Annotated in this window: 25 protein-coding genes and 1 tRNA gene; 4 read left to right on the top strand and 22 right to left on the bottom strand. The window is 68.3% G+C overall.

Annotation, left to right across the window (positions count from 1 at the left end; all coding sequences use genetic code 11):
• Positions 1 to 3 precede the first annotated feature (3 nt).
• From nuoH to AC1DGW_RS02580, 12 genes are all read right to left on the bottom strand, one after another.
• Positions 4 to 1,098, bottom strand: coding sequence for an NADH-quinone oxidoreductase subunit NuoH (gene nuoH, locus AC1DGW_RS02635; RefSeq protein WP_478019107.1), 1,095 nt, complete (start codon positions 1,096 to 1,098; stop codon positions 4 to 6).
• Positions 1,095 to 3,341: an NADH-quinone oxidoreductase subunit NuoG gene (nuoG, locus tag AC1DGW_RS02630; protein WP_478019106.1), complete on the bottom strand. Its 2,247-nt coding sequence runs from the start codon at positions 3,339 to 3,341 to the stop codon at positions 1,095 to 1,097. Before nuoG ends, nuoH begins: the two co-directional genes overlap by 4 nt.
• The gene (gene nuoF, locus AC1DGW_RS02625; protein ID WP_478019105.1) at positions 3,338 to 4,675 is read right to left on the bottom strand and encodes an NADH-quinone oxidoreductase subunit NuoF; all 1,338 of its coding nucleotides are present in this window, start codon (positions 4,673 to 4,675) and stop codon (positions 3,338 to 3,340) included. The genes nuoG and nuoF overlap by 4 nt, the downstream gene beginning before the upstream one ends.
• Positions 4,676 to 4,678: 3 nt before the next feature.
• The gene (nuoE, locus tag AC1DGW_RS02620) at positions 4,679 to 5,206 is read right to left on the bottom strand and encodes an NADH-quinone oxidoreductase subunit NuoE (protein WP_478019104.1); all 528 of its coding nucleotides are present in this window, start codon (positions 5,204 to 5,206) and stop codon (positions 4,679 to 4,681) included.
• 91 nt (positions 5,207 to 5,297) lie between these two features.
• Positions 5,298 to 6,605 (bottom strand): NADH-quinone oxidoreductase subunit D, encoded by a 1,308-nt coding sequence (locus AC1DGW_RS02615; RefSeq protein WP_478019103.1) that lies wholly within the window; start codon positions 6,603 to 6,605, stop codon positions 5,298 to 5,300.
• A complete protein-coding gene (locus tag AC1DGW_RS02610; protein WP_478019102.1) occupies positions 6,602 to 7,354 on the bottom strand; it encodes an NADH-quinone oxidoreductase subunit C in 753 nt (250 codons plus the stop codon). The genes AC1DGW_RS02615 and AC1DGW_RS02610 overlap by 4 nt, the downstream gene beginning before the upstream one ends.
• 32 nt (positions 7,355 to 7,386) lie before the next feature.
• Positions 7,387 to 7,941 (bottom strand): NuoB/complex I 20 kDa subunit family protein, encoded by a 555-nt coding sequence (locus tag AC1DGW_RS02605; RefSeq protein ID WP_054664850.1) that lies wholly within the window; start codon positions 7,939 to 7,941, stop codon positions 7,387 to 7,389.
• Complete coding sequence (locus tag AC1DGW_RS02600; protein ID WP_054664847.1) at positions 7,932 to 8,288, bottom strand: NADH-quinone oxidoreductase subunit A; 357 nt, start codon at positions 8,286 to 8,288, stop codon at positions 7,932 to 7,934. The genes AC1DGW_RS02605 and AC1DGW_RS02600 overlap by 10 nt, the downstream gene beginning before the upstream one ends.
• A gap of 113 nt (positions 8,289 to 8,401) precedes the next feature.
• Positions 8,402 to 8,486, bottom strand: a tRNA-Leu gene (locus tag AC1DGW_RS02595).
• A 52-nt stretch (positions 8,487 to 8,538) separates the two neighbouring features.
• Positions 8,539 to 8,955 (bottom strand): preprotein translocase subunit SecG, encoded by a 417-nt coding sequence (gene secG / locus AC1DGW_RS02590; protein WP_478019101.1) that lies wholly within the window; start codon positions 8,953 to 8,955, stop codon positions 8,539 to 8,541.
• Positions 8,956 to 8,986: 31 nt separating this feature from the next.
• Positions 8,987 to 9,742, bottom strand: a complete 756-nt coding sequence (gene tpiA, locus AC1DGW_RS02585; protein ID WP_478019100.1) for a triose-phosphate isomerase — start codon at positions 9,740 to 9,742, stop codon at positions 8,987 to 8,989.
• Between the two features lie 191 nt (positions 9,743 to 9,933).
• Positions 9,934 to 10,869, bottom strand: coding sequence for an isopenicillin N synthase family dioxygenase (locus tag AC1DGW_RS02580; RefSeq protein WP_478019099.1), 936 nt, complete (start codon positions 10,867 to 10,869; stop codon positions 9,934 to 9,936).
• Positions 10,870 to 11,067: 198 nt separating this feature from the next.
• Here AC1DGW_RS02580 and AC1DGW_RS02575 point away from each other — a divergent pair, with 198 nt between their 5' ends.
• Positions 11,068 to 12,315: a glycosyltransferase family 4 protein gene (locus AC1DGW_RS02575; protein ID WP_478019098.1), complete on the top strand. Its 1,248-nt coding sequence runs from the start codon at positions 11,068 to 11,070 to the stop codon at positions 12,313 to 12,315.
• Complete coding sequence (locus AC1DGW_RS02570; protein ID WP_478019097.1) at positions 12,227 to 13,081, top strand: polysaccharide deacetylase family protein; 855 nt, start codon at positions 12,227 to 12,229, stop codon at positions 13,079 to 13,081. The genes AC1DGW_RS02575 and AC1DGW_RS02570 overlap by 89 nt, the downstream gene beginning before the upstream one ends.
• A 128-nt stretch (positions 13,082 to 13,209) precedes the next feature.
• On the opposite strand, the gene glmM is transcribed toward AC1DGW_RS02570, so the two are convergent.
• Complete coding sequence (gene glmM / locus AC1DGW_RS02565) at positions 13,210 to 14,580, bottom strand: phosphoglucosamine mutase (protein ID WP_478019096.1); 1,371 nt, start codon at positions 14,578 to 14,580, stop codon at positions 13,210 to 13,212.
• Positions 14,580 to 15,467 (bottom strand): acetyl-CoA carboxylase, carboxyltransferase subunit beta, encoded by an 888-nt coding sequence (accD, locus tag AC1DGW_RS02560; RefSeq protein ID WP_478019095.1) that lies wholly within the window; start codon positions 15,465 to 15,467, stop codon positions 14,580 to 14,582. Before accD ends, glmM begins: the two co-directional genes overlap by 1 nt.
• 127 nt (positions 15,468 to 15,594) lie before the next feature.
• Here accD and AC1DGW_RS02555 point away from each other — a divergent pair, with 127 nt between their 5' ends.
• On the top strand, positions 15,595 to 16,131 hold the full coding sequence (locus AC1DGW_RS02555; RefSeq protein ID WP_478019094.1) for a methylated-DNA--[protein]-cysteine S-methyltransferase: 537 nt from the start codon (positions 15,595 to 15,597) through the stop codon (positions 16,129 to 16,131).
• Here AC1DGW_RS02555 and AC1DGW_RS02550 read toward each other — a convergent pair.
• The 4 genes from AC1DGW_RS02550 to trpB form a co-directional block, all read right to left on the bottom strand.
• The gene (locus AC1DGW_RS02550) at positions 16,112 to 17,284 is read right to left on the bottom strand and encodes an acyltransferase family protein (protein ID WP_478019093.1); all 1,173 of its coding nucleotides are present in this window, start codon (positions 17,282 to 17,284) and stop codon (positions 16,112 to 16,114) included. The genes AC1DGW_RS02555 and AC1DGW_RS02550 overlap by 20 nt on opposite strands.
• 72 nt (positions 17,285 to 17,356) lie before the next feature.
• Positions 17,357 to 18,160 (bottom strand): tryptophan synthase subunit alpha, encoded by an 804-nt coding sequence (trpA, locus tag AC1DGW_RS02545; protein WP_478019622.1) that lies wholly within the window; start codon positions 18,158 to 18,160, stop codon positions 17,357 to 17,359.
• Between the two features lie 7 nt (positions 18,161 to 18,167).
• The gene (locus AC1DGW_RS02540; RefSeq protein ID WP_478019092.1) at positions 18,168 to 18,800 is read right to left on the bottom strand and encodes a hypothetical protein; all 633 of its coding nucleotides are present in this window, start codon (positions 18,798 to 18,800) and stop codon (positions 18,168 to 18,170) included.
• 8 nt (positions 18,801 to 18,808) lie between these two features.
• Positions 18,809 to 20,026 (bottom strand): tryptophan synthase subunit beta, encoded by a 1,218-nt coding sequence (gene trpB, locus AC1DGW_RS02535; protein WP_478019091.1) that lies wholly within the window; start codon positions 20,024 to 20,026, stop codon positions 18,809 to 18,811.
• 402 nt (positions 20,027 to 20,428) lie between these two features.
• Between trpB and AC1DGW_RS02530 the strand changes: the two genes are divergently transcribed.
• Positions 20,429 to 21,322: a LysR family transcriptional regulator gene (locus AC1DGW_RS02530; protein ID WP_478019090.1), complete on the top strand. Its 894-nt coding sequence runs from the start codon at positions 20,429 to 20,431 to the stop codon at positions 21,320 to 21,322.
• Between the two features lie 97 nt (positions 21,323 to 21,419).
• Here the strand turns inward: AC1DGW_RS02530 and AC1DGW_RS02525 are convergent, their stop codons facing one another.
• Genes AC1DGW_RS02525 through AC1DGW_RS02510 form a run of 4 tightly spaced genes read right to left on the bottom strand, consistent with a single transcriptional unit; the run spans position 21,420 to position 25,073 of the window.
• Complete coding sequence (locus tag AC1DGW_RS02525; RefSeq protein ID WP_478019089.1) at positions 21,420 to 22,079, bottom strand: phosphoribosylanthranilate isomerase; 660 nt, start codon at positions 22,077 to 22,079, stop codon at positions 21,420 to 21,422.
• On the bottom strand, positions 22,076 to 22,849 hold the full coding sequence (truA, locus tag AC1DGW_RS02520; protein ID WP_478019088.1) for a tRNA pseudouridine(38-40) synthase TruA: 774 nt from the start codon (positions 22,847 to 22,849) through the stop codon (positions 22,076 to 22,078). The genes AC1DGW_RS02525 and truA overlap by 4 nt, the downstream gene beginning before the upstream one ends.
• A 59-nt stretch (positions 22,850 to 22,908) precedes the next feature.
• On the bottom strand, positions 22,909 to 23,268 hold the full coding sequence (locus AC1DGW_RS02515) for a VOC family protein (RefSeq protein WP_478019087.1): 360 nt from the start codon (positions 23,266 to 23,268) through the stop codon (positions 22,909 to 22,911).
• A gap of 17 nt (positions 23,269 to 23,285) precedes the next feature.
• Positions 23,286 to 25,073: a type IV pilus assembly protein FimV gene (locus AC1DGW_RS02510; RefSeq protein WP_478019086.1), complete on the bottom strand. Its 1,788-nt coding sequence runs from the start codon at positions 25,071 to 25,073 to the stop codon at positions 23,286 to 23,288.
• Between the last annotated feature and the right edge of the window lie 273 nt (positions 25,074 to 25,346).

The following is a 25,346-nucleotide window of genomic DNA, read 5'->3' as shown; positions in this document are numbered from 1 at the left end:
GAATCAAACGCCTCTGTGGATCACGCCGTAGAACACGAGCAATGCGGTCACCGCGATCCACGCGATGGTCAGCGGGATGAACACCTTCCAGCCCAGGCGCATGATCTGGTCGTAGCGGAAGCGCGGGAACGTGGCGCGGAACCAGATGTACGAACTGGCGAAGAAGAAGACCTTGGCCAGCAGCCACGGCCAGCCGCCGTTCCAGATCCAGTTGACCCAGGGCGACACGTCCGCCGTGACCCAGCCCTGGATCGGGCTCAGCCAACCGCCCATGAAGAAGATCGAGATCAGGAAGCTGATCAGGATCATGTTGGCGTATTCGGCCAGGAAGAACAGCGCGAACGCACCGCCGGAGTACTCGACCATGTGGCCGGCGACGATTTCCGACTCGCCTTCGACCACGTCGAACGGCGCGCGGTTGGTCTCGGCCACGCCGGACACCCAGTACACGACGAACAGCGGCAGCAGCGGCAGCAGGAACCAGTCGAACAGGCCGGAACTGCCCTTCTGCGCCAGCACGATCTCGCTCAGGTTCAGGCTGCCGGCGGCGATCATCACGCCGACCAGGGCGAAGCCCATCGCGATTTCGTAGCTGACCATCTGCGCGGCGGATCGCATCGCGCCGAGGAAGGCGTACTTGGAGTTCGACGCCCAGCCGGCCAGGATCACGCCGTAGATGCCCAGCGAGGTCATCGCCAGCAGGTACAGCAGGCCGACGTTGGCGTTGGACAGCACCAGCTTGTAGTCGAACGGCACCACCGACCAGGCCGCGAACGACGGCGCCAGCACGATCAGCGGCGCCAGCACGTAGATCGCCTTGTGCGCGTTGGCCGGCTGCACGATTTCCTTGAACAGCAGCTTGGTCACGTCGGCGAAAGCCTGCAGCAGGCCGCCCAGGCCGACGTACATCGGTCCGTGGCGCACGTGCATCCAGCCGATCAGCTTGCGCTCCCACAGCACGTAGAACGCCACCGAGATGATGATCGGCATGGCGATGACCAGGATCTTCAGCACCGTCCACAGCACGATGCCGATGTCGCCCAGCGTAAGGAACCACTGGTGCAGCGGGTCGACCGCGTTCAACAGCAACTCGTTCATGCAGCCACCACCGTTACCCGAGCGGCACCCAGCGGCGCGGTGGCGCCGTGGCCCGATTCAATCCAGACCGTACCGGCGGCGACGCGCGCGTCGACCACGACCGGCAGGGTCGCCTTGCCGGCGTCGGTGCCGACCTTGGCCATCTGCCCTTCCGCCAGCTGCAGGCGTGCGGCGTCATCGGCATTGAGCACGATGCGCGGCGCGTTGTTCAGCGGATGCGCCTGCAGCGCTTCGGCACGGCGCACCACCGCATCGGTACGGTAGATCGCCGGGGTCGAAGCCACTTCAAGGCCCTCGCCCGCCGCCTGCGGCTGCACCGAGGCGGCCACATTCACCTGCACCGGCTGCAGGCCGGCACGCAGGCCGGCCAGATCGGTGAAGCCGAAACCGGCCAGCTGCAGGTCGCCGCCGAGGGCGCGCAGCACGCGCCAGCCCTCGCGGGCCTCGCCCGGCAGCTTGCCGCCAGCGCGGGCCTGCTGCTCACGGCCATCGAGGTTGGTCAGGGTCGCATCGATTTCCGGCAGCGCGCCGATCGGCAGGATCACGTCGGCCATGTCGCGGGTCGAAACACAGGCGAACTGGCTGAACGCCACCACCTTGGCACCGGCCAGCGCCTTGCGCGCGGCGGCGCCATCGGCGAAGTCCAGGCCCGGCTCGATGCCATACAACACGTAGGCCTTGCGCGGCTGCGCCAGCATCGCGGCGACATCCTTGCCAGCCGGCAGCACGCCGGCGCGGGACAGGCCGATGGCGTTGGCACCCTGCGGGACGCGGCACAGCTTCGCGCCGGTGGCGGCGGCGAAGTCGCGCGCGGCGGCGCGGATCGCGGCGGCCTGCGGATGGTTCTCGGCGATCGCGCCGACGATGACGACGGTGTTGCCACCGGCCTTCACCGCCTCGCGCAGCCCGGCATCGCCCATGGCCTCGGCGAACTTCGACGGAGCGACGATCTGCTTGCCGGCCAGTTTGAAAGCGAAATCGAAATCGACCGGATTGACCGCGAAGATCTGCGCGCCATTGCTGGTCTGCGCCTTGCGCAGGCGCGCATGCAGCAGCGGCAGTTCGTGGCGGATGTTGCTGCCCAGCAGCACGATGCGATCGGCGTTCTCGATTCCGGCCAGCGGGGCGCCGAACACCTCGGCGGTCGCGGCGTCGGAGAAGTCGCGGTTGTCGATGCGGTGATCGATATTGTTCGAGCCCAGGCCGGCGGCCAGGCGGGCCAGCAGCGCGCCCTCCTCGTTCGAGGTGGACGGATGCACCAGCACGCCAAGGTCGTCGCCACGGTTGGCTTCAAGGATCTCGCGGGCAGCGGCCAGACCTTCGGCCCAGCTCACTTCCTTCCACTCGCCGTTGACCTTCTGCAGCGGCTTGGCCGCGCGATCGGCAGCGTACAGGCCCTGGTGCGAATAACGGTCGCGGTCGGACAGCCAGCACTCGTTGACCAGTTCGTTGTCGCGCGGCACCGCGCGCAGCACTTCGCCACGGCGCACGTGCAGGAACAGGTTCGAGCCCATGGCGTCGTGGTAGCCCAGCGACTCGCGCGCGGTCAGTTCCCACGGGCGGGCCTTGAACTGGAACACCTTGTTGGTCAGCGCGCCGACCGGGCACACGTCGATCACGTTGCCGGACAGCTCGGTGGTCAGCGGCTTGCCGTCGTAAGTGCCGATCTGCAGGTTCTCGCCGCGGTACATGCCGCCCAGCTCATAGGTGCCGGCGATCTCCGCGGTGAAGCGCACGCACCGGGTGCACTGGATGCAGCGGGTCATCTCGGTGGCGACCAGCGGGCCCATGTCCTCGTCGGCCACCACGCGCTTGCGCTCGTTGAAGCGGCTGACCGAACGGCCGTAGCCCAGCGACACGTCCTGCAGCTCGCACTCGCCGCCCTGATCGCAGATCGGGCAGTCCAGCGGATGGTTGATCAGCAGGAATTCCATGACCGAGCGCTGGTACTTCAGCGCCTTCTCGTTGCGGGTCTGGATCTTCATGCCGTCCATGACCGGCGTGGCGCAGGCCGGCGACGGCTTGGGCGACTTTTCCACGTCGACCAGGCACATGCGGCAGTTGGCCGCGATCGGCAGCTTCTCGTGGTAGCAGAAGCGCGGGATCGGAATGCCGGCCTTGTCGGCGGCCTGGATGATCATCGACCCCTTGGGCGCGAACATCGTCTGCCCATCGATCTCGATGGTGACGTGTCCTTCCGGCACCACCGGTGCCTCGCTCGGGTTCATGGGTTGCGCGCTCATGCGGCAGCAGCCTCCACCTTCTTGCCGTCAACCATCGAATGACCGTTGACGATGTAGTACTCGAATTCGTCCCAGAACTGGCGCAGGAACCCCTGGATCGGCCATGCCGCCGCTTCGCCGAAGGCGCAGATGGTGTGGCCTTCGATCTGGCCGGCGACTGTGCGCAGCTGGTGCAGGTCTTCCATCGTGGCCTTGCCGGCGACGATGCGCTCCAGCACGCGGTGCATCCAGCCGGTGCCCTCGCGGCACGGCGTGCACTGGCCGCAGGATTCCTTGTGGAAGAACTGGCTGATGCGGCAGGCGAACTTGACGCAGCACACGCTGTCGTCCAGCACCACGATCGCCCCCGAGCCCAGACCCGAGCCCAGCGCGCGGATGGTGTCGTAGTCCATCGGCAGGCCCTTGAGCTGCCCGGCGGTCAGCACCGGCATCGACACGCCGCCGGGAATCGCCGCCTTGAGCGTGCGACCCGGACGCAGGCCGCCGGCCATTTCCAGCAGCTCGTCGAAGGTGGTGCCCAGCGGCACCTCGAAATTGCCGCCCTTGACCACGCAGCCGGACACGGAGAAGCACTTCGGGCCGCCGTTGGCAGTCTTGCTCAGGCCCTTGAACCACTCCGGACCGTTGCGGATGATCGCCGGCACCGAGCCATAGGTCTCGGTGTTGTTGATCGTCGACGGCTTGCCGTACAGGCCGAAGTTGGCCGGGAACGGCGGCTTGTAGCGCGGCTGGCCCTTCTTGCCTTCCAGCGACTCCATCAGCGCGGTCTCTTCGCCGCAGATGTAGGCGCCGGCGCCCAGCGCGCCATAGATGTCGATGTCCACGCCGCTGCCCAGCACGTTCTTGCCCAGCCAGCCATGCTTGTAGGCATCGGCCAGGGCCTGTTCGAAATGCTCGAACGGCTCGTGGTGGAACTCGCCGCGCAGGTAGTTGTAGCCCACGGTCGAACCGGTGGCATAGCAGGCGATCGCCATGCCTTCCACCACCGAGTGCGGGTTGTAGCGCAGGATGTCGCGGTCCTTGCAGGTGCCCGGCTCGGATTCGTCCGAGTTGCACAGGATGTACTTCTGCGGCGCATCCTTGGGCATGAACGACCACTTCAGGCCGGTCGGGAAGCCCGCGCCGCCACGGCCGCGCAGGCCGGACTGCTTGACCATCTCGATCACGTCGGCCGGCGCGATCTTCTCTTCGAGGATCCTGCGCAGCGCAGCGTAGCCACCGGTCTTGAGGTAGTTCTCGTACGACCACGGGGTGTCGTAGTGCAGCGTGGTGTAGACCACGTTGTGCGGAAGCGGCGCCGGACCGACCGGGCCCCTGGATTCGTGGTGTGCCATGCCTTACTCCAGCCCGTCCAGCAGCGCGTCGACCTGGTCCAGCGTCAGGCGCTCATGGTAGTGACCGTTGATGACCATCATCGGCGCGCCCGCGCAGCCGGCCAGGCACTCTTCCTCGCGCTTGAGGTAGACGCGGCCGTCCGGGGTCGATTCGCCGTGCTTGATGCCCAGCTTCTTCTCGCAATGGCGCACGATGTCGTCGGCACCATTGAGCCAGCAGCTGATGTTGGTGCAGATGGCGACGTTGTTGCGGCCGACCTTTTCGGTCTCGAACATCGAGTAGAAGCTGGCGACCTCGTAGGCCCACACGAACGGCAGGTCCAGGTACCTGGCCACCGCGGCGATCAGCTCGTCGCTCAGCCAGCCCTGGTTCTGCTCCTGCGCGGCGTGCAGCCCCTGCAGCACCGCCGAGCGCTTGCGCTCCGGCGGGAACTTGGACAGCCAGTGATCGATGTGAGCGCGGGTCTTGTCGCTCAGCACCACCATCGGGTCGACGTCGCGCGCCGCCTCGAAATTACCTGTCGCCTTCATCGGCCGACCTCAACCAATAGCAGATCCTGGGAAACCGATGCCTGCCGCAGCATGACCGCGCTGGCATCGGGCGTTGTGCGCTTGCCCGGCATTACCGGTCGACCTCGCCGAACACGAGATCGTAGGTGCCGATCATCGCCACCACGTCGGCCAGCATGTGGCCGCGCACGATCGAATCGATCGAGGACAGGTGGGCGAAACCCGGGGCGCGCAGGTGCACGCGGAACGGCTTGTTCGCGCCGTCGGACACCAGGTAGCAGCCGAACTCGCCCTTCGGCGCCTCGACCGCGGCGTAGGTCTCGCCGGACGGCACGCAATAGCCTTCGCTGAACAGCTTGAAGTGGTGGATCAGCGCTTCCATGTCGTCCTTCATCTCCGCACGCTTGGGAGGGGCGACCTTGAAATTGCGGACCATGACCGGGCCGGGATTGGCCTTCAGCCACTGCACGCACTGCTTGACGATGCGGTTGGACTCGCGCATCTCGGCGACACGGACCAGGTAACGATCGTAGCAGTCGCCGTTGGTGCCCAGCGGGATGTCGAAATCGACGGCGTCGTACTTGGCATACGGCTGCTTCTTGCGCAGGTCCCAGGCGATGCCCGAACCACGCAGCATGACGCCGGTCATGCCCCAGGCCAGGGCATGCTCCGGACTTATCACGCCGATGCCGACGGTGCGCTGCTTCCAGATACGGTTGTCGGTCAGCAGGGTTTCGTACTCATCGACACGCGCCGGGAACTCGTTGGTGAAGTTCTCCAGGAAGTCCAGCAGCGAGCCTTCGCGGGCGGCGTTCAGGCGCTTGAGCGCATTGCCCTTGTGCCAGCGCGACTCCTTGTACTTCGGCATCGCGTCAGGCAGGTCGCGGTACACGCCGCCCGGACGGTAGTAGGCCGCGTGCATGCGCGCGCCCGACACCGCCTCGTAGCAGTCCATCAGCTCTTCGCGCTCGCGGAACGCATACAGCATCACCGCCATCGCGCCGAGGTCGAGCCCGTTCGAACCCAGCCACATGAGGTGGTTCAGGATGCGGGTGATCTCGTCGAACATCGTGCGGATGTACTGCGCGCGCTCCGGCACCTCGATGCCCGCCAGGGTCTCGATGGCGCGGACGTAGGCGTGCTCGTTGCACATCATCGAGCAGTAGTCCAGGCGATCCATGTAGCCGATCGACTGGTTGAACGGCTTGGATTCGGCCAGCTTCTCGGTGGCGCGGTGCAGCAGGCCCACATGCGGGTCTGCGCGCATGATGGTCTCGCCGTCCATCTCCAGGATCAGGCGCAGCACGCCATGCGCGGCCGGGTGCTGCGGGCCGAAGTTCATGGTGTAGTTGCGGATCTCCTGCCTGCCTTCGGCGGGATTGCTGGCGAAGGCCTCGGAGGCCTGGTGGAACTCGCTCACTTGCTTGCCTCCGTCTGCGCGCGCTCGCCTTCGGCGGTCTCGAAGCGGGCGTCGTCGCGGATCACGCGCGGCACACCCACGCGCGGCTCGACCGAAGTCACCGGCTCATAGACCACACGCTTCTTTTCTTCGTCGTAACGCACTTCGACGTTGCCGATCAGCGGGAAATCCTTGCGGAACGGATGGCCGACGAAACCGTAGTCGGTCAGGATCCGGCGCAGGTCCGGGTGGCCCTCGAAGATCACGCCGTACAGGTCGAACGCCTCGCGCTCGAACCAGTTCAGGCCCGGCCACACGCTGGTCAGCGACGCAACCACCGGCAGCGCTTCGCTCGGGGCAAAGCAGCGCATGCGCAGCAGCTGGTTGTGCTGGTAGGAGCGGAGCTGCACGACGACAGCGAAGCGCTGCTTCGGCAGCGCGTCCGGCTGCGCGCCCTCGCCGGTTTCGTGGCTGGGAAATTCGCCCCAGGCGAAGCGGCCGGCGCCCTTGCCTTCCACGCCGCGGCTGAAGCCCTGCGAGGAAACGTCGGCGGTATCCCACTCGTCGCTGCCGAAGCCGAGGTAATCGACGCCGCACAGGTCGGTGGCGTGCTCGAAACCGAACTCGTCACGCAGCGCGACGGCGACGGCATGCCAGTCGGCCGACGGAACCTCCAGCGTCACTTCGCCGCGCGGTTCGACCACGGAGACCTGCGCACCGGCGAAACGTGCGCGAAGCCGGTCGATGAGTGAAGGTGCTTGCTGGGCCATGGGGGCTGGCGTGCTCTTGACTTGAAAGGGGATCAGCGGGCGATGGTCTGGGTGCGCCAGATCTTCTTCTGCAGCTGCAGGATGCCGTACACCAGCGCCTCGGCGGTCGGCGGGCAGCCCGGGACGTACACGTCCACCGGCACCACGCGATCGCAGCCGCGCACGACCGCATATGAATAGTGGTAATAGCCGCCGCCGTTGGCGCAGCTGCCCATCGAGATGACCCACTTCGGGTCGGGCATCTGGTCGTAGACCTTGCGCAGCGCCGGGGCCATCTTGTTGACCAGAGTGCCGGCGACGATCATCACGTCGGACTGGCGCGGCGACGGGCGGAACACCACGCCGTAGCGGTCCAGGTCCAGGCGCGAGGCGCCGGCGTGCATCATCTCCACCGCGCAGCAGGCCAGGCCGAAGGTCATCGGCCACATCGAACCGGTGCGCGCCCAGTTCAGCAGGGCGTCGACGCTGGTGGTGACGTAGCCCTTCTCGAGCAGCGGGTTGTCGCCTTCGGGCCGGAGGATGTCGTCAACCCGCCCTTCCGGGATGGGGTTGTTCATCAGGCCATCGAGAGTCTGAATCACTCCCATTCCAGCGCTCCCTTCTTCCACACGTAGATAAAGCCGAGGAACAGCATGCCCACGAACAGACCCATGGTGACGAGCGAACGGGCGCCCAGCTCCATGAAGACCTGGGTCCAGGGCACGATGAAGATGATTTCCAGGTCAAAGACGATGAACTGGATGGCGATGAGGTAATAGCGCACGTCGAACTTCATGCGCGCGTTCTCGAACGCCTCGAAGCCGCACTCGTACGGCGACAGTTTCTGCTCGTCGGGGCTGCGGGGGCCAAGGAAACGGCCGATCAGCATCAGGGCGACGCCGATGCCGGTGGCGACGATCAGAAACAGCAGGGACGGCAAATATTCGGCCAGCACAGCGATTCTCTCTTGCCTCTGCCCGGACACCTGCAGGCGCCCGCGCATGGGGATTGACGGGACTTGCCACGGCGGGAGCTGCCGCATCCCGCATAACCCGCATAACAAACTCATGGTGCCCAAGAGGGGACTCGAACCCCTACGACTTGCGTCGCTACCACCTCAAGGTAGTGCGTCTACCAATTCCGCCACCTGGGCTTACTTACGTCAGCGCACCGGCTTCGCAGTGCGGCGCGTATTGTAACCGTCTTCAGTCTTTATGCGAGCCCTCGGCGGGCTTTTCTTCGCTCTGCGCCGGATTATTCGCGGCAGGCGTCGCCTGCGGCACTTCGCCCGCGGCCGCGGCCTGCGGAACGGACTGCAACTCGCCCGCCGGAGCGGCAGGCGCCTGCGCCTGGGACATCACGCCCAGCCCCTGTTCGGCGGGGCGCGAACCATGGGTGGCGTACCAGGCCATGAACAGGCTGATGCCGAAAAACACCACGGCCAGCCACTTGGTGGACTTGGACAGGAAGTTGGACGCGCCGCGCGCGCCGAACACCGTGCCAGAAGCGCCTGCACCGAAACCCGAGCCCGCGGCCGCACCGGAGCCGCGCTGCATCAGGATCAGCGCGATCATCGCGACCGCCACCAGCACATAGACCACATTGAGGATCAACATCAACATTTGAAATCCGTCCCGGACAATTCCACCCGAATTAGTGACCGGCCGCCGCCTTCGCGATGGACAGGAAATCTGCCGCCACCAGCGAAGCGCCGCCTACCAGCCCGCCATCGACGTCAGGCTGTGCAAACAGCTCTGCAGCATTGTCGGGCTTGACGCTGCCGCCATACAGGATCGGCAGCGAATCGGCGATTCTAGCATCGCGCCCGGCGACTTCGCCACGGATGAAGGCATGCACGGCCTGCGCCTGTTCCGGACTGGCCGTACGGCCGGTGCCGATGGCCCAGACAGGCTCATACGCGACCACCGCCCCGGCGAAGGCCTCGATCCCGGCCAGATCCAGCACCGGTGCCAGCTGCGCGGCGATGACCTGCTCGGTCTGCCCGGCCTCGCGCTGCTCCAGCGTCTCACCGACACACAAGACCGGGGTCAAGCCGGCATTGGCCGCCGCCACGAACTTGCGCGCGACCAGTTCGCTGCTTTCGTGGTGGTACTGGCGGCGCTCGGAATGGCCAACCAGCCCGTAGGTGGCGCCCACGTCCACCAGCATCGCGGCCGACACCTCGCCGGTATAGGCGCCCTTCTCGTTGCAGCTGACGTCCTGCGAGCCGAACGCCAGCACGGTGTCTTCGAAGTCCTCGACCAGATCCCCCAGGTAGGGCAGCGGCGGCAGGATCACCAGTTCGACCCCATCCAGCGGCAGGCCGGCAGCGACCTGCTCCACCAGTTCGGTGGCAAATTGACGGCTGCCATGCAGCTTCCAGTTACCGGCAACGATCTTGCGGCGCATTCAGGAGCGACCCCCAATGAAAAGTGGGCGAAGGATAGCCCACTCCGGACAGCCACAGGACAACCGGCAGACAACACGGGACAGGACGGACTCACCCATCGCGGCGAAGGCGCCACCCACGTTGCCCCGTACTCCGCGCCGCGCCGCGCCCGCCATGACGGCGAAGGCCGCCTCGCGGCGGCCTTCGTTGCTTACTTCAGCTTGATCTCGCGCAGGCGCTCTTCAAGGAAGCCGTGGGCGGTGATCGGCTCCGGATACCGGCTCGGGTTTTCCGGCGTGATGCACGACGGCAGCACGTCGATCAGGAAGTCCGGGTTCGGGTGCAGGAAGAACGGCACCGAATAGCGCGGCTGGCGGGCCAGTTCGCCTGGAGGATTGACCACGCGGTGGATGGTCGACGGGTACACGTGGTTGGTCAGGCGCTGCAGCATGTCGCCGATGTTGACCACGATGGTGTCCGCGTCCGAGGTGAACGGCACCCACTCGCCTTCATGCGACTGCACTTCCAGCCCGGCGGCGCTGGCGCCGACCAGCAGGGTGATGAAATTGATGTCGCCATGGGCGCCGGCGCGCACGTTCGGGATGTCGTCGGTGGTGATCGGCGGGTAGTGGATCGGGCGCAGGATCGAGTTTCCGTTGTTGGTCTTGTCGGCAAAGAACGCCTGCGGCAGGCCGATGTGCAGGGCCAGCGCCGACAGCACGCGCGAGCCCAGGTTGTCCAGCGCCTGGTACAGGCCATAGCCGCGTTCGCGGAAACCCTCGACCTCGGTCGGCCACAGGTTCGGCGGCATCACCTCGCGGTACTTCGAGTCGTCCGGGATCTCGCGGCCGATATGCCAGAACTCCTTCAGGTCGAAGTGTTTGGAGCCCTTGGCGGTCTCCACGCCGAACGGGGTATAGCCGCGGGCGCCGCCGCCGCCGGCGACGTGGTACTTGCGCTTGACCTCCTCAGGCAGGGCGAAGAAGGCCTTGAAGGCATCGTAGGCCGCGTCGATGTCGGCCTGCGGGATGCCATGGTTGCGGATGCCCGCGAACCCCCACTGGCGATAGGCCGCGCCCAGCTCGGCCACGAAGGCCTCGCGGTCGCTGTCGAAGCGGGTGATGTCGAGGGTTGGGATCTTGCTCACAGCGGTTCCTGGCTTGTCATGGAGGCGTGTCGTGGATATCCGGGCCGGCAGCCGCCTGTCGCCCGTCTGAACATTGTGACAGATCGCCCCATCGGCCGGCCGCGGATACATTGATACAAAGAGATACAATCCCCCGACCCGGGGCCGACGCCGGACCGGCGACGCACTCCCGCCCACCCAACTCCGCGCCCACTCCATATGGAACCCGCACCCCTGGCGGACCGCCCGCTGAAGATCCTGCACACCGAAGCCGCGCGCGGCATGGGCGGCCAGGAGATCTACCTGCTCCGCCACCTGCTGGCCATGCGCGCCCGCGGCCATGACGTCTCGCTGCTGTGCCAGCCCGGCGCCCGCCTGGCCGAAGCCGCCCGCGGCCACGGCTTCGTCGTGCACACGCTGGAGATGGGCGGCCTGTCGCGCCTGCTGCGCGGCATCCCCGCGGTGCGCCACCTGGTCCGCGCGCACCGCTATGACGTGGTCAATGTCACCAGCCGCCGCGACGCGCTGATCGCCGCGGCCGGCGCACGCCTGGCCGGCGCGCCGCTGGTGGTGCGCTCGCGTCACCTGATGAGTCCGGTGCACTCGCTGCTGACCTATACCTGGCTGCCGCACCGGATCATCACCGTCAGCCAGTTCGTCAAGCGTCTGCTGCAGGAACGCGGCATCGCCCCCGGCCGGATCGGCGTGGTGCCGCCCATGGCGCAATCGCCGCAGGCTACCGGCGAGGAGCCGATGCAACGTTCCTGGCCGGAACTGCAACGGCTGCGAGCCGAGGTCCGCGACGAATTCGGCTTCAACGACGACGATGTGGTCGTCGGCTGCGTGGCCGTGCTGCGCGAGCCCAAGGGCCACCTCGACCTGCTCGATGCGATCGCGCCGCTGTGCCGGGAAAACCCGAAACTGCACCTGCTCATCATCGGCGATGGCGAGCCGGTCATGTCGCGGCTGAAGGCGTCGAGCGCGCAGTACGGCATCGAACGCCAGGTCCACCTGCCCGGCTACCGCAGCGATGCCGCGCGCCTGATGGCCGGGTTCGACGTGTTCGCCCTGCCCAGCCACAAGGAAGCCGCCGGAACCGTGTTCCTGGAGGCCGCCGAGGCCGGCGTGCCGATCGTCGCCACGCGCGTGGGCGGCATCCCGGAAATGCTGGTCGAGCAGGTCAATGCGCTGCTCGTCGAACTCGGCGACCAGGCCGCATTGACCGCTGCACTGCGTACACTGGCCACCTCCGGCGAACTCCGGCGGAAAATGGGCCGCGCCGGCCGGGAATGGCTCCATGACGAACACCGCTTCACCGTGGCCGGGCACTGCGAAGCCACCGAACATCATTACCACCAGTGGCTCGAGGAATTGGGACATGGCCCACGCCAAGTCGGTACCGGTGCTGATGCACCATCACGTCAGCCCGTCGCCGGGCATGATCACGGTCTCCCCGGAAAACTTTGAAAGCCAGATCGCCTGGCTGGCCGCCGATGGCTGGACCTCGCTGACGATGCAGCAGTACGCCGGTTTCCTGGCCGGCGCGCCGGTGCCGCGCAAGTCCATCCTCATCACCTTCGACGATGGCTACCTGGACAACTGGGTGCATGCCCACCCCATCCTGCAGAAATATGGCATGCACGCGGTGGTGTTCCTGGTCACCGGCTGGATGGGCCAGGGCGAAGTACGCCCGCATGCCGGCCAGCAGGGTGCGGCCCTGCCGGCCACGCCGGACCATCGCGGCTGCGAGGATGCGATCTTCCGGCAGGACCGCGCCGACGAGGTGATGATGCGCTGGAGCGAAGCGCGCGCGGCCATCGCCGCCGGTACGTTCGAGATGCACTGCCACACCCATTCGCATACCCGCTGGCTGCGCCGGGAGATCAGCCGCGAGGAGAAATGCGCGGGCATCCGCGACGACCTGGTCCAGGCGCGCGAGGAGCTGCGCAGGGAACTGGGCGAAGCCTCCGACACCCTGTGCTGGCCCTATGGCGATTTCGACGAGGACTACGTGCGGATCGCACGCGAACTCGGCTTCCGCTACCTGCACACCACCCATCCGTTCGGCCGCAATCTCGTCGGCGGCGATCCGGAGCACATCTACCGCTTCGCCATCCGCAACCGCCCGGCAAAGTGGCTGCGCAAGCGCATCGCCAGCAGCTACAGCCCGCTGATCGCGCCGTTCTTCAACCGCTTCAAGGCACGCCGCAGGGGCATGGTGGCCGGGCCGTAGCCGGCCAGGGGGCATCGGGTGCTGCCCGTTGCCGCAAGGAATCGCCCGGCGCGATTTCCGGCATCGCTTGCCGGTGGCACGTAGAGCGGCAACGAAAAGAAAAACGCCCGGGAATCCCGGGCGTTTCGTCATGCCGCGGCGGCCTTGACCGCTTCGGCCAGGCGGTCGAGCGTGGCCTGCATCAGCGTTGCGTCGTCAGCCTCCACCGTCACCCGCACCACCGGCTCGGTGCCGGAAGGGCGCAGGAAGGCACGACCACGCCCCACGATGGCCAGCTGCGCGCCGGCCAGCGCCGTAGCCACCGCGGAGGACTGGACAATCTCTTTGGCGGACATGCCCTGCCCGACCCGGACGTTGACGGTCTGCTGCGGCACCCGGCTCAGGCCGGCCAGCGCCTCCTGCAGGGTGATGCCCCGCCGCTTGAGCACTTCCAGCACCTGCAGCGCACTGATGATGCCGTCGCCGGTCGTGGCCCGGTCCAGGCACAACAGGTGGCCCGACGCTTCGCCGCCGAGCACGCCGTCGTGTTCCAGCAGCGCCTTGTGCACATAGCGGTCGCCGACGTTGGCGCGGAGGAAGTCGATGCCCGCCTGCAGCAGCGCCTGCTCGAACCCGTAGTTGGTCATCAGCGTACCCACCACCGGCCCGTGCAGGCGGCCACTGGCCTTCCAGTCCATCGCCAGCAGGTACAGCAGGTCGTCGCCATCGTGGACGCCGCCATCGCTGTCCACGAACAGCAGGCGGTCGCCGTCGCCATCGAAGGCGATGCCCAGGTGCGCCCCACCGGTGCGCACCCTGGCGGCCAGCGCCTCGGGGTGCATCGAGCCGACGCCGTCGTTGATGTTCACGCCGTTGGGCTCGATGCCGATCGCATCGACGCTGGCGCCCAGTTCGCGCAGCACCAGCGGCGCTACCTGGTAGGTTGCGCCGTTAGCGCAGTCCACCGCGATGCGCATGCCATCCAGGTCGAAGTCGCGCGGCACCGAATTCTTGCAGGCCTCGACGTAACGGCCGATCGCATCGCGCGTGCGCACCGCCTTGCCCAGGCGTTCGGAAGCCACGGTCGAGAACGGCTGGTCGAGCGCGGCCTCGATCGACAGCTCGGTCGCGTCGTCGAGTTTCTCGCCCTGCGCGGAAAAGAACTTGATGCCGTTGTCGTGGTGCGGGTTGTGCGAGGCGGAGATGACGATGCCGCCATCGGCGCGCAGCGAACGGGTCAGGTGCGCGACCGCCGGGGTCGGCATCGGCCCCATCAGCTGCACGTGCACGCCGGCCGCTACCAGTCCTGCTTCCAGCGCGGCCTCGAACATGTAGTTGGAGATGCGGGTGTCCTTGCCGATCACCACCAGCGGCTTGCGGCCGGTGCCGCGCGCCTGGGTCGCGCGCACCAGCGCCTGTCCGTAGGCGTTGCCCAAGCGCAGCACGAAATCGGCGGAAATGGCGCCCTCGCCGACCCGGCCGCGGATGCCGTCGGTGCCGAAATACCTGCGGGCCACCATCAGGCAGCGGCCGCGTCGTCGGCCGGGCGCTCCTGGCGCATCAGCATGGCCAGCAGGTCGGCCAGGCGCTCGCGCATTTCACGACGGTCGCAGATCTGGTCGATGGCGCCGTGCTCGAGCAGGAACTCGGCGCGCTGGAAACCTTCGGGCAGCTTTTCACGCACGGTCTGCTCGATCACGCGCGGGCCGGCGAAGCCGATCAGCGCCTGCGGCTCGGCGATGTTGATGTCGCCGAGCATGGCGAACGAAGCCGACACGCCGCCGGTGGTCGGATGGGTCAGCACCGAGATGTACGGCAGGCCGGCGGCGCGCAGCTTGCCCAGCGCGGCCGAGGTCTTGGCCATCTGCATCAGCGAGAACAGGCCTTCCTGCATGCGCGCGCCGCCGCTGGCGGAGAAGCACACGAAGGGCGCGCCGATCTCCAGCGCGGTCTCGGCCGCAAGCGCGAAGCGCTCGCCGACCACCGACCCCATCGAGCCGCCCATGAAGGCGAAGTCGAACGAGGCCGCGACCAGCGGACGCTCCTTCAGGGTGCCGCGCATGGCCACCAGCGCGTCGTATTCGCCGGTGTTCTTCTGCGAAGCCTTGATGCGCTCGGCGTACTTCTTCTGGTCCTTGAACTTGAGCAGATCGGTCGGCCCGAGGCGGGCGGCGATCTCGGTGGTGCTGTCGGCATCGAACAGGGACACCAGGCGCGCCCGCGCGCGGATGGCCATGTGGTGGCCGCACTTCGGGCAGACCTCGAGGTTCTCCTCCAGTTCCGGCCGGTACAGGGCGGCACCGCAACTGCTGCACTTTTCCCACAGGCCCTCGGGGACGCTGCGCTTCTTGTTGGGCGAGTTGTCGGTGCGGATGCCCGAGGGCATCAATTTGCTGAGCCAGCTCATGCGGGATGACGGTTCCGTTCGGGGCGGCCAGAGGCCACGAGAAGGCCGACAGTCTAGCGCGCAGCGGCAAACCGACGGTAGCGTACAGAACCGGGGCCCGCGCCATGCCACCCCTTCGGGAAACACGATGACGATCCACTTCCGCCAGATCGACAGCCCGCTGGGGCCGCTTGCCGCCTCCACCTCCGATCGCGGGCTGCATGCGCTGGAATTCCCGCAGGACGCCTGGTTCCTGCCCCGCGATGGCTGGCGCGAGGGCGATCACCCGCTGCTGCGGTTGGCGCAGGCCCAGCTCGACGAATATTTCCGCGGCGAGCGGCGTGCCTTCGACCTGCCGCTGGCCCCACAGGGCACGCCGTTCCAGCGCCAGGTCTGGTTCGCGCTCGCGGACATCCCCTACGGCCAGACCCGGAGTTACGCGCAGTTGGCCACGCGACTGGGGCGCCCCACCGCCAGCCGCGCGGTGGGCGCTGCCAATGGCCGCAATCCGCTGGGCATCCTCCTGCCCTGCCACCGCGTGATCGGCGCCAACGGCGCGCTCACCGGTTTCAGCGGCGGGCTGGCCGCCAAGCGGTTCCTGCTGCGGCTCGAAGGCGCCCTGCCTGTCGCTGGACCCGACGATCTGTTCGGCGACGACGCCGGCGCTACTCCCGACCCTGACTGAGCGCGCCCGGCAGGGCATTGGCGTCCACGCTGGAGGATTCCAGCCAGCGCCGCCGCATGGCCCGGTCGCAGGGATCGGAATAGAACCGCGCCACCAGCGCGCCGAGCGCCCAGCACAGGACCAGCAACGGCAGGTACCACCAGAAACCCGAGCGGACATCGCTGCCGCCGTGCCGGTACAGGGCCACCAGCGCGAACACGACGAACATGTGGGTCAGGTAGATCTCGTAGCTGAGCCGGCCGAAGGCGCGCAGCCAGCCCAGTCCGCGCATCGGCGCGCCGGCGCCGGGCTGCTGCAGGCCGGCGATCAGCATCGCCGCCGATCCGGTCAGCACCAGCATGTAGCCGTTGCCGAACGAAACCCACAGTTCACGCCCGTAGAGCGGCACGGCCAGCAGGCCCAGGCCGCCGGCCCAGCGCAGCAGCCGCGCGGTCCGCGCCGGCGCCTGCCAGTGCTCGACCAGCAAGGCCGTCAATACGCCGGTGGCGATGGCCGCCATGCCGGGCAGGTAGGCTTTTTCCTGCCATATCTCGTTGCCCTCCAGGGCCGCGCGGGTGAGCGGCAACGACAGCGCGAACAGGGCCAGCAGCACGATCAGCAGCGTGCGTCCGCGCACCAGCAGGCAGACCAGCGGGAAACCGAGGTAGAACACTTCCTCGATCGACAATGACCACAACACGTCCCAGCCGCCGGGCAGCCAGCCAGTGCGACCTTCGTACCAGTTCAGGTGCAGGCCCAGCGCCGAGAACAGCGCGCCGCCCAGCGTCTGCCCTTCCCCGTCGACCACGTAGAAAGGCACGCCGGCCAGATGCAGCACGCTCAACACCGCCAGCAACAGGAGCAGGCACGGCAGGATGCGCGCCGCCCTGCGCACATAGAACGCGCGTGGATCGATGGACGACAGCGAACCCCAGCGCCGCAATGAATGCGATGCGATCAGGAAGCCGGATATGACGAAGAAGACGAAGACCGCCTCATAGCCGTTGTAGCTCAATGCATTGAGCAGGCGCCGCGGCAGGACCTCGCCCAGCGCGGTATCGCGCAGCGGGATGCGCAGGGCCAGGTGGTGCAGCACCACCATCAGGATGGATGCACCGCGCAACGTGTCGATGCCGGGATTGCGGCCACCGGCCTGCACCAATGAAACGTTCAAGCGTCAACCTGCGAAACGGAGCCGGCCCGCATTATCCATGCGCTTGGCGCTGGTGCACGCCGGCTTCGTGGCTCAGGCGTCGAGCGCCTGCCGCAACGGTGCGAGGAACGCCCCCGCCGCACGCACCGCGTGCTCCACCGAGCCGGCCTCGGCCATCGCCGCGACCAGCGCGCTGCCGACCACCACGCCATCGGCATCGACCGCCATCGCCGCGGCGCTGGCCGCGTCCTTGATGCCGAATCCCGCCACCACCGGCACCTTCGAGCGGCTGCGCAGCAGGCGCAGGCGTTCGCCGGCGGCGGCGCTGTCCAGCCGCTCCGATGCGCCGGTGACGCCGGCGAAACTGACGTAATACAGATAGCCCTGCGCGGCATCGCACAAGCCGTCCAGCCGCGCCTGGCTGCTGGTCGGCGAGGCCAGCAAGATCAGCGCCAAGCCGGCGGCGGTGAACGCGGCGCGGGTTTCCTGCGCCTCTTCCGGCGGCAGGTCGACCAGCAGCACGCCATCCACGCCGGCGGCGACCGCCTCGGCCGCGAACTCGGTGGCGCCGCGGATCTCCACCGGGTTGAGGTAGCCCATCAGCACCACCGGGGTAAGCGCGTCCTGCTCACGGAACCGGGCCACGGTCTCCAGCACGTAGCGGCGACCGGCGCCGCGCGCCAGCGCGCGCTCGGAACTGCGCTGGATGGTGGGACCATCGGCCATCGGGTCGGAGAACGGCACGCCCAGTTCGATCACGTCGGCGCCGGCGGCGACCAGTTCGTGCATCACCGGCACCGTGGCCTCCAGCGCGGGGTCGCCGGCGGTGATGAACGGGATCAGCGCCTTGCGGCCGGAAGCCCGCAGGCGGGCGAAGCATTCGTCGATACGGGTCACGGTCATCTCAAGCGCATCCTTCGATCAGTTCCACCGCGTCCGGCTGGCCCCAGTAGATCGAGGTCACCACGCCGTTGAGGGTTTCCAGGCGCAGGGCCAGGTTGGCCCGCTTGTCGGTCCAGGTCAGGTAATCGCCATCGGGCGACACATAGGCATGCGGGCTGACCACGACGCCGGCCGGCAGGCGCTTCTTCGCCTCGGCCGCGTCCATGCCCACCCACAGGCCGAAAGGAATCACGGGCGCGCCGGCCGGCCGCGCATCGATGCGCTCGCCGGGGTTGCCTTCGCCATGCACGTCGAAGCGCGCGATATGGTCGGCGATCACCATCATCGACAGGCCTTCCGGCAAGGTACCGCGATCGTAGTACTCGCAGTCGCCTTCCATGACTTCGCGCATGCCGGCGGACTTGAAAGCCTTGTCGCCCGGCGCATCGCCGAACGGGGCGCCGACGCGCAGCTCGCCGACGGCAGCCAGTTGCGCCGCTGCATCCGCTGCCGGGGGCGTCGTGCCCGGTGCTGGAACGGAGGCGGCGGGCGGCGCAGGCGTGGCGGCCGGTGCCGGCGTGGCTTCGGGCTCGACGGGCTTGCAGGCCGCCAGCGCCAACGCGATGCAGGCCAGCGCGCCCTTCCTGCGCATCATCGCCGCGCTCACAGCGACAGCCCTTCGCGCGCGGCGATCGTATGCACGTCCTTGTCGCCACGTCCGGACAGGTTGCACAGCACCAGCGCGTCCTTCGGCAGCTCGCGCGCCAGCTTGATCGCCTGCGCTACCGCGTGGCTGGATTCCAGCGCCGGCAGGATACCCTCGGTACGGGTCAGGCGGTGGAACGCGGCCAGTGCCTCGTCGTCGGTGATGCCGACATACCGCGCGCGGCCGCTGTCGGCCAGGAAGGCGTGTTCCGGGCCGACGCCGGGGTAGTCCAGTCCGGCCGAAATGGAGTGGGTCTCGGTGATCTGGCCGTCGTCGTCGCACAGCACGTAGGTGCGGTTGCCATGCAGCACGCCGGGGCGGCCGGCCGAGATCGAGGCGGCGTGGCGCCCGGTGGCGATGCCGTCGCCGGCCGCCTCGGCGCCGTAGATCTTCACGTCGCGGTCGTTGAGGAAGGCATGGAACAGGCCGATGGCGTTGGAACCGCCGCCGACGCAGGCGGTGATCGCATCGGGCAGGCGGCCATAGTCCTCCAGCATCTGCGCACGCGCCTCGCGCCCGACGATCGCATTGAAATCGCGCACCATGCGCGGATACGGGTCCGGACCGGCGACCGTGCCGATGATGTAGAAGGTGTCGCGCACATTGGTCACCCAGTCGCGCATCGCCTCGTTGAGCGCGTCCTTGAGCGTGGCCGAGCCGCTGCTGACCGGCACCACCGTGGCGCCGAGCAGCTTCATCCGGTAGACGTTTATCTTCTGCCGCTCGATGTCGGTCGAGCCCATGTAGACCACGCACTCCAGCCCCAGCCGCGCCGCCACGGTGGCGCTGGCCACGCCGTGCTGGCCGGCACCGGTCTCGGCGATGATGCGGGTCTTGCCCATGCGCGCGGCCAGCAACGCCTGGCCGATGGTGTTGTTCACCTTGTGCGCGCCGGTGTGATTCAGGTCCTCGCGCTTGAGCAGGATCTGCGCGCCGCCCACGTCGCGGCTCAGGCGTTCGGCGTGGTAGATCGGACTGGGCCGGCCGACGTAGTGCTTCAGGTCCTTGTCGTAGGCGGCGATGAAAGCCGGATCGACCCGCGCCTGGTCGTAGGCGGCCGCCAGTTCCTGCAACGGCCCGACCAGCGTCTCGGCGACGAAGCTGCCGCCGAAGCGGCCGAAATGCCCGCGGGCATCGGGGAAGGCGTGGAAATCGGTGATCGGTGCGGCGGTCATGGCATCACGGTCGGCAGGACAGGCCAGCACCGTAGCGCACATGCCCGGCGATGAAAATCGATATATGGAGCATCATGTGTTAGAAAAACTCACATGAAAAAACAGCAGGACAGACGTTTTCACGGCAAAGCCGCCCGCAAGGGTGGCGCACAGGCATGTTCGCCATGAAAAAGCAGCGGGACGGATGTTCTTCACGGCGAAGCCACCCGAAGGGGGGCGCACGGCCGGTTTCTGCTCCTGTAAAACCGGCATTCCCGCCATCCATGGCGGTCAGGTTTACGCCATGAAAAAACGGCAGGACAGCCGTTTTTCACGGCGAAGCCGCCCGCAGGGTGGCGCACGGCCGGTTTTTGCTCCTGCAAAACCGGCATTCCCGCCATCCATGGCGGTCAGATGTGCGCCATGAAAGACGACCACGCCCTGCCCTCGCTGAATGCGCTGCGCGCCTTCGAGGCCGCCGCCCGCCTGCGCAGCGTCAGCCTGGCCGGCGACGAGTTGCATGTGACCCATGGCGCGGTCAGCCGCCAGTTGCGGGCGCTGGAGGAAGAGCTCGGCGTGGCGCTGTTCGAGCGCGATGGCCGCGGCATCCGCCCGACCGCCGCCGGCCGGCGCCTGCAGGAAGCCGCGTCCGGGGCGTTTTCGCAGTTGCGCGACTGCGTGGCCGCGCTGCGCCGGGGGCACCGCAGCGACGCCTTCGTGCTCGGCTGCCCGGGCAGCGTGCTGGCGCGCTGGATGATCCCGCGCCTGCAGCAGCTGCAGCGCGACCTGCCGGGCCTGACCCTGCATCTGGCCGCGCAGGAGGGCGATTTCGCCCCGCGGCTGGCGGGACTGGATGCGGCCCTGCTGCTCGGCCAGGCGCCATGGCCACCAGGCTGGACCGTGCATGGCCTGGGCAGCGAACGCATCGGCCCGGTATTCAGCCCGTCCATGCATGGCGCGCATGTGCTCGCCCACCAGCCACCCGACGCCCTGCTCGGCCATGTGCTGCTGCACACCCGCTCGCGGCCGCAGGCCTGGCCCACCTGGGCCGCGCTCAACGATCTGGATGCGGCAGCGCTGCGCGAAGGCACCGGTTTCGAACACTTGTACTACCTGCTCGAAGCCGCGGTCGCCGGCCTCGGCATCGCCATCGCCCCCGAACCGCTGGTGGCGGATGACCTGGTCAATGGCCGCCTCATCGCCCCATGGGGCTTCGTCGACACCGAAGGGCAATGGGCGCTGTGCACCGCCGGCGACGACCGGCATCCGCAGGTCGAGGCACTGGCGGACTGGTTGCGGCGGCAGCTGGCATCGTAGGAGCGCACCGTAGGAGCGCACTTCAGTGCGCGATGAGGCCTTCCCGGTAAAGCGCCATCGCGCACTGAAGTGCGCTCCTACAAGTGCGCTCCTACGGTTACGCGGATGCGTCGTGCATGTCGGCGCGGCGCACTTCCTCGACGAAGCGGCGCATCCGCTCGCCATCCTTGATGCCCGGCGCCGATTCGATGCCGCTGGAGACGTCCACACCCCACGGCTGCACGGTGGTGATCGCGTCGAACACATTGTCCGGGTGAATGCCGCCGGCCAGCAGGAAAGGCCGGTGCAGGCCGGAGGGTACCTGCGACCAGTCGAAGGCCACGCCGCTGCCGCCGCTGCCGCCCGGCGCGTGGCTGTCCAGCAGGAAACCGGCCGCGTGCGGATGCGCCAGCTGCAGGCTGCGCGCGGTGACCGCCTCCGTCCCGCCCATCGCCACCGCCTTCAGGTAGGGCATGTTGAACGCGCGGCAGAAGGTGTCGTCCTCGTCGCCGTGGAACTGCAGCAGGCTCGGCCGTACCGTGCGCATCACCTCGCGCACTTCCTCGCGGCTGTTGTCGCGGAACAGCGCCACCACGTCGACCATCGGCGTGATCGCCTGGCGCATCGCGCGGGCTTCGGCCGGCGCCACCCGGCGCGCGCTGCCACGGGCGAACACGAAGCCGATCGCGTCCACGCCCAACTCGCTGGCCAGGCGGATGTCGCCGGCGCGGGTCATGCCGCAGAACTTGATGCGGGTGCGGAACAGCATGCGGGTCATAGCGTCACCTCGGCCGGCAGTTGCCATTGGTCAGGATACAGCGGGCCGACGAACACCAACCCCTGCGGCGGCGCGGTCGGCCCGGCCTGCGTGCGGTCGCGCAGCGCCAGCACCTGCCCGATCCACGATTCCGGTTTCTCGCCGGCACCCACCAGCAGCAGCGAACCGACGATGTTGCGCACCATGTGGTGCAGGAAGGCATTGGCCTGTACCTGCACTTCAACCACTTCGCCCTGCCGCACGACGGAAATCGACTGCAGTTCGCGGCGGGCATGCAGCGCCTGGCACTGCACGCTGCGGAACGAGCTGAAATCGTTCTCGCCCAGCAGCGCCTGCGCGGCTCGGTGCATCGCATCGGCGTCCAGCGGGCGGCGTTCCCAGCTCAGCGTCTGCCGGTACAGCGCCGGCCGCACCTGGCGGTTGAGCAGGCGGTAGCGGTAGCGCCGCGCGCGCGCCGAGAAGCGCGCATGGAAGTCGTCGGCCACCGGCACGCACCAGCGCACGCACACCGAGGGCGGCAGCCGCGTGGTCGTGCCCAGCACCCAGCCGCGCGGTTCGCGGGCGACGTCGCTGTCGAAATGCACCACCTGGCATTCGCCGTGCACGCCGGCATCGGTGCGGCCGGCGCAGACCACGCTCACCGGCGCATCGGCCACCGAGGACAGGGCATCCTGCAGGGTGGCCTGCACGCTCGCGCAGCCGCTTTCACCCAGCTGCTGCCAGCCCTTGAAGTCGCTGCCGTCGTATTCCACGCCCAGCGCATAGCGCATCGTCAAACCTCTCGTTTCGCCGGCGCCTGCCGGAGCTGGCGCCCGCAGCGGGCGCCCGTTCAATCCGCGTCACGCTCGGACCACACGGCCAGTTCGTTGCCGCCCGGCTCGACGAACTGGAAGCGGCGTCCGCCGGGGAAGGTGAATTCCGCCTTGCTCAGCGCACCGCCCTGCGCCAGCACCGCCGCCTGCAACGACGACAGCTGCGCCGCATACAGCACCACCAGCGGTGCGCCGGACGCACTCGTCGCCGGCTCGCCGCGGAAGAAACCGCCCTGCAGGCCGCCGTCGTCGAACGCGGTGTAGTCCGGGCCGTAGTCCTCGAAACGCCAGCCGAATACCTGTTCGAAGAAACGCCGGCTCGCGGCGGGATCGCGCGATGCGAACTCGACATAATCGATGCGCCGCTCGTGTTTCATCGCCGCCTCCTGTCCGCTCATCCCAGCCGCCCCAGCAGCTCGACCGCTTCGGCGCGCGCCTGCGGGTCGCTGCCTGCGGCTACTTCGTTCAGCAGCGTGCGCGCGGTTTCCGCATCGCCCAGGTCCAGATAGGCGATCGCCAGTTCCAGCCGCTCGCGCCCGGCGGGCGCCGGATTGAGCGGCGCCAGGCGGGCCATGTCGCCGGCGAGCCAGCCACTCTCCTCCTGCTCCGTCGGTTCCGATGGCGCGATGTCGTCGGCCGGCGTACGCGAAGCCTCGAACAGCAGCACCGGTTCCTGCCGGACCGGATGCGGCGGATTCGCGCCGGCGGGCGGCTGCGACCAGAACGGCACGGCCTCGTGCTCATCCCCGACGGAGGCGGCAGCCGGTTGCACGGGCGCGACCCCGGTGGCGATCTCTTCCTCCACCGCAGGCATCGCCGCGGCGAGCGCGGACAGTTCGCCTTCGGCGGCACGGTCGACAGGCGGCGCGGGCGGAAGCGGCGACGGCCGGCGACGGCGCGACAGCCACCAGCCTGCCGCGGCCACCGCCAGCAGCAGTACGCCCAGCCACGCCCATGGTGCGGTGCCCGCCGGCTCCTTCTTCGCCACCTCGGCCAGGTGCTGCTGCGCCGCGGCCAGGTTGCTGTCCTTCATCGCGATCAGCGACTGCTGCTGCGATTGCAGCTTCTCCAGTTCGGCCACGCGCTCGCGCAGTTCCTGTAGTTCCGCGTCGCGCGTGGCGAGGTCTTCCCTGGCCTGCCGCAGTTGTTCGTTCGCCGCCATGTCGCCCTCGCCACCGGCCTGGAGCCCGGTCGTCATTCCTGCCGTCTGTTGCGCACCGGCCACCGCCGGCGCGATTTCCAGCCGCGCATCGTTCGCCGCCGGCGTTGCCGCAACCGGCCTGGCCGTTGCGTTCGCCGTGCCGGCCACCGCCGGCTGCGGGATCGGTGCGTGCGCCTGGCGCCATTGCGCGGCATGCTCGCGCACCAGCGCGCGTGCCGCGGCCGTATCGATGCGTTCCAGCTCCCCGCTTCCGGGAACACGCAACACCGCACCCTGCCGGAGCAGGTTGACGTTGCCGCGGATGAACGCTTCGGGGTTGGCACGCAGCAGCGCCACCATCGCCTGGTCCAGCGAAACCCCGTTGTCGCGCGCCAGGTCGCGGGCGATCCCCGACAGGGTCTGGCCGTGCTGCACGGGCGCCAGCGTCCCGTCGGCCGTGGCCGCCGGCCGCGCGGTTGGTCCCGGACGGGGCGCCGGAGGCGTGGTCGGTGCGGGTGCGGCAACCGCCACCGGCTCCTTCGCCGGTCCGGACGCGGGCGCCGGTGCCGGTTCGGGCTCGCGCACGATCAGGTTGGAGGGCGCCGCCGCAGGCGCGTCGATCACCGGCTCGGCCACCGCGGTGGCGGCCTCGGGCGCGGCGACCAGCGCCGAATATTCGCGCACCAGCCGCCCTTGCCCCCAGTCGACCTCGATCAGGAAGCTCAGCGCCGGCACCTGCACCGGCGCGGCACTGGTCACCCGCACCACGGCGCGCCCCTGCGCATCCTGGGCGAACTGGAACTGCAGCTCGCTGACCAGTCCTTCCGGACGCGACAGGCCCACGCGCTCGAAGGTCGCTGCCGAGGCAAGCCCCACCGTGGCGCTCTCCAGCTCGCCCGGGTCGCTGGAGATCACCGGGATCTCGGCCACCAGCGGTTGCCCGGGCCTGGACAGCACGCGGATGTTGCCCAGGCCGAGGGCAAGCGCAGCGCTGCTGTACAGCCCCAGCGCGAGGACGAGCACGCCTTGTATCGAGCGCATCGCGCTCCTGCCCCTTGGTTTCATGCCGGCAAATATACCGGCTGAGCCGGGGTTCCGAATACCGCAGGGACGACACGCCAGCGCTTCGCGCTGTCGCCCCACGGTTTGCGTTGCAAACCGTGGGGCCCGTCTTTCGCTTTGCCACAGACACACCAGCGCTGCGCGCTTGCGCGCTGCCGCCCCACGGTCTGCTCCGCAAACCGCGGGCCCCGTCTCTCGCTTGCCCCCCCGCCTTGACTCGCCGCAAGCGGCTCGCCCTTTGGGCCGGCTTCG

It is taken from the genome of Stenotrophomonas sp. 05N423 (assembly GCF_056397145.1).
This window is presented reverse-complemented; position numbering and strand designations above follow the sequence as displayed.

Coding starts and splice junctions, on each gene's coding strand:
- nuoH (WP_478019107.1), bottom strand. CDS start 1,098: ATGAACGAGTTGCTGTTGAACGCGGTCGACCCGCTGCACCAGTGGTTC.
- nuoG (WP_478019106.1), bottom strand. CDS start 3,341: ATGAGCGCGCAACCCATGAACCCGAGCGAGGCACCGGTGGTGCCGGAA.
- nuoF (WP_478019105.1), bottom strand. CDS start 4,675: ATGGCACACCACGAATCCAGGGGCCCGGTCGGTCCGGCGCCGCTTCCG.
- nuoE (WP_478019104.1), bottom strand. CDS start 5,206: ATGAAGGCGACAGGTAATTTCGAGGCGGCGCGCGACGTCGACCCGATG.
- AC1DGW_RS02610 (WP_478019102.1), bottom strand. CDS start 7,354: ATGGCCCAGCAAGCACCTTCACTCATCGACCGGCTTCGCGCACGTTTC.
- AC1DGW_RS02605 (WP_054664850.1), bottom strand. CDS start 7,941: ATGGGAGTGATTCAGACTCTCGATGGCCTGATGAACAACCCCATCCCG.
- secG (WP_478019101.1), bottom strand. CDS start 8,955: ATGTTGATGTTGATCCTCAATGTGGTCTATGTGCTGGTGGCGGTCGCG.
- tpiA (WP_478019100.1), bottom strand. CDS start 9,742: ATGCGCCGCAAGATCGTTGCCGGTAACTGGAAGCTGCATGGCAGCCGT.
- AC1DGW_RS02575 (WP_478019098.1), top strand. CDS start 11,068: ATGGAACCCGCACCCCTGGCGGACCGCCCGCTGAAGATCCTGCACACC.
- AC1DGW_RS02570 (WP_478019097.1), top strand. CDS start 12,227: ATGGCCCACGCCAAGTCGGTACCGGTGCTGATGCACCATCACGTCAGC.
- glmM (WP_478019096.1), bottom strand. CDS start 14,580: ATGGTGGCCCGCAGGTATTTCGGCACCGACGGCATCCGCGGCCGGGTC.
- accD (WP_478019095.1), bottom strand. CDS start 15,467: ATGAGCTGGCTCAGCAAATTGATGCCCTCGGGCATCCGCACCGACAAC.
- AC1DGW_RS02555 (WP_478019094.1), top strand. CDS start 15,595: ATGACGATCCACTTCCGCCAGATCGACAGCCCGCTGGGGCCGCTTGCC.
- AC1DGW_RS02540 (WP_478019092.1), bottom strand. CDS start 18,800: ATGATGCGCAGGAAGGGCGCGCTGGCCTGCATCGCGTTGGCGCTGGCG.
- trpB (WP_478019091.1), bottom strand. CDS start 20,026: ATGACCGCCGCACCGATCACCGATTTCCACGCCTTCCCCGATGCCCGC.
- AC1DGW_RS02530 (WP_478019090.1), top strand. CDS start 20,429: ATGAAAGACGACCACGCCCTGCCCTCGCTGAATGCGCTGCGCGCCTTC.
- AC1DGW_RS02525 (WP_478019089.1), bottom strand. CDS start 22,079: ATGACCCGCATGCTGTTCCGCACCCGCATCAAGTTCTGCGGCATGACC.
- truA (WP_478019088.1), bottom strand. CDS start 22,849: ATGCGCTATGCGCTGGGCGTGGAATACGACGGCAGCGACTTCAAGGGC.
- AC1DGW_RS02515 (WP_478019087.1), bottom strand. CDS start 23,268: ATGAAACACGAGCGGCGCATCGATTATGTCGAGTTCGCATCGCGCGAT.
- AC1DGW_RS02510 (WP_478019086.1), bottom strand. CDS start 25,073: ATGCGCTCGATACAAGGCGTGCTCGTCCTCGCGCTGGGGCTGTACAGC.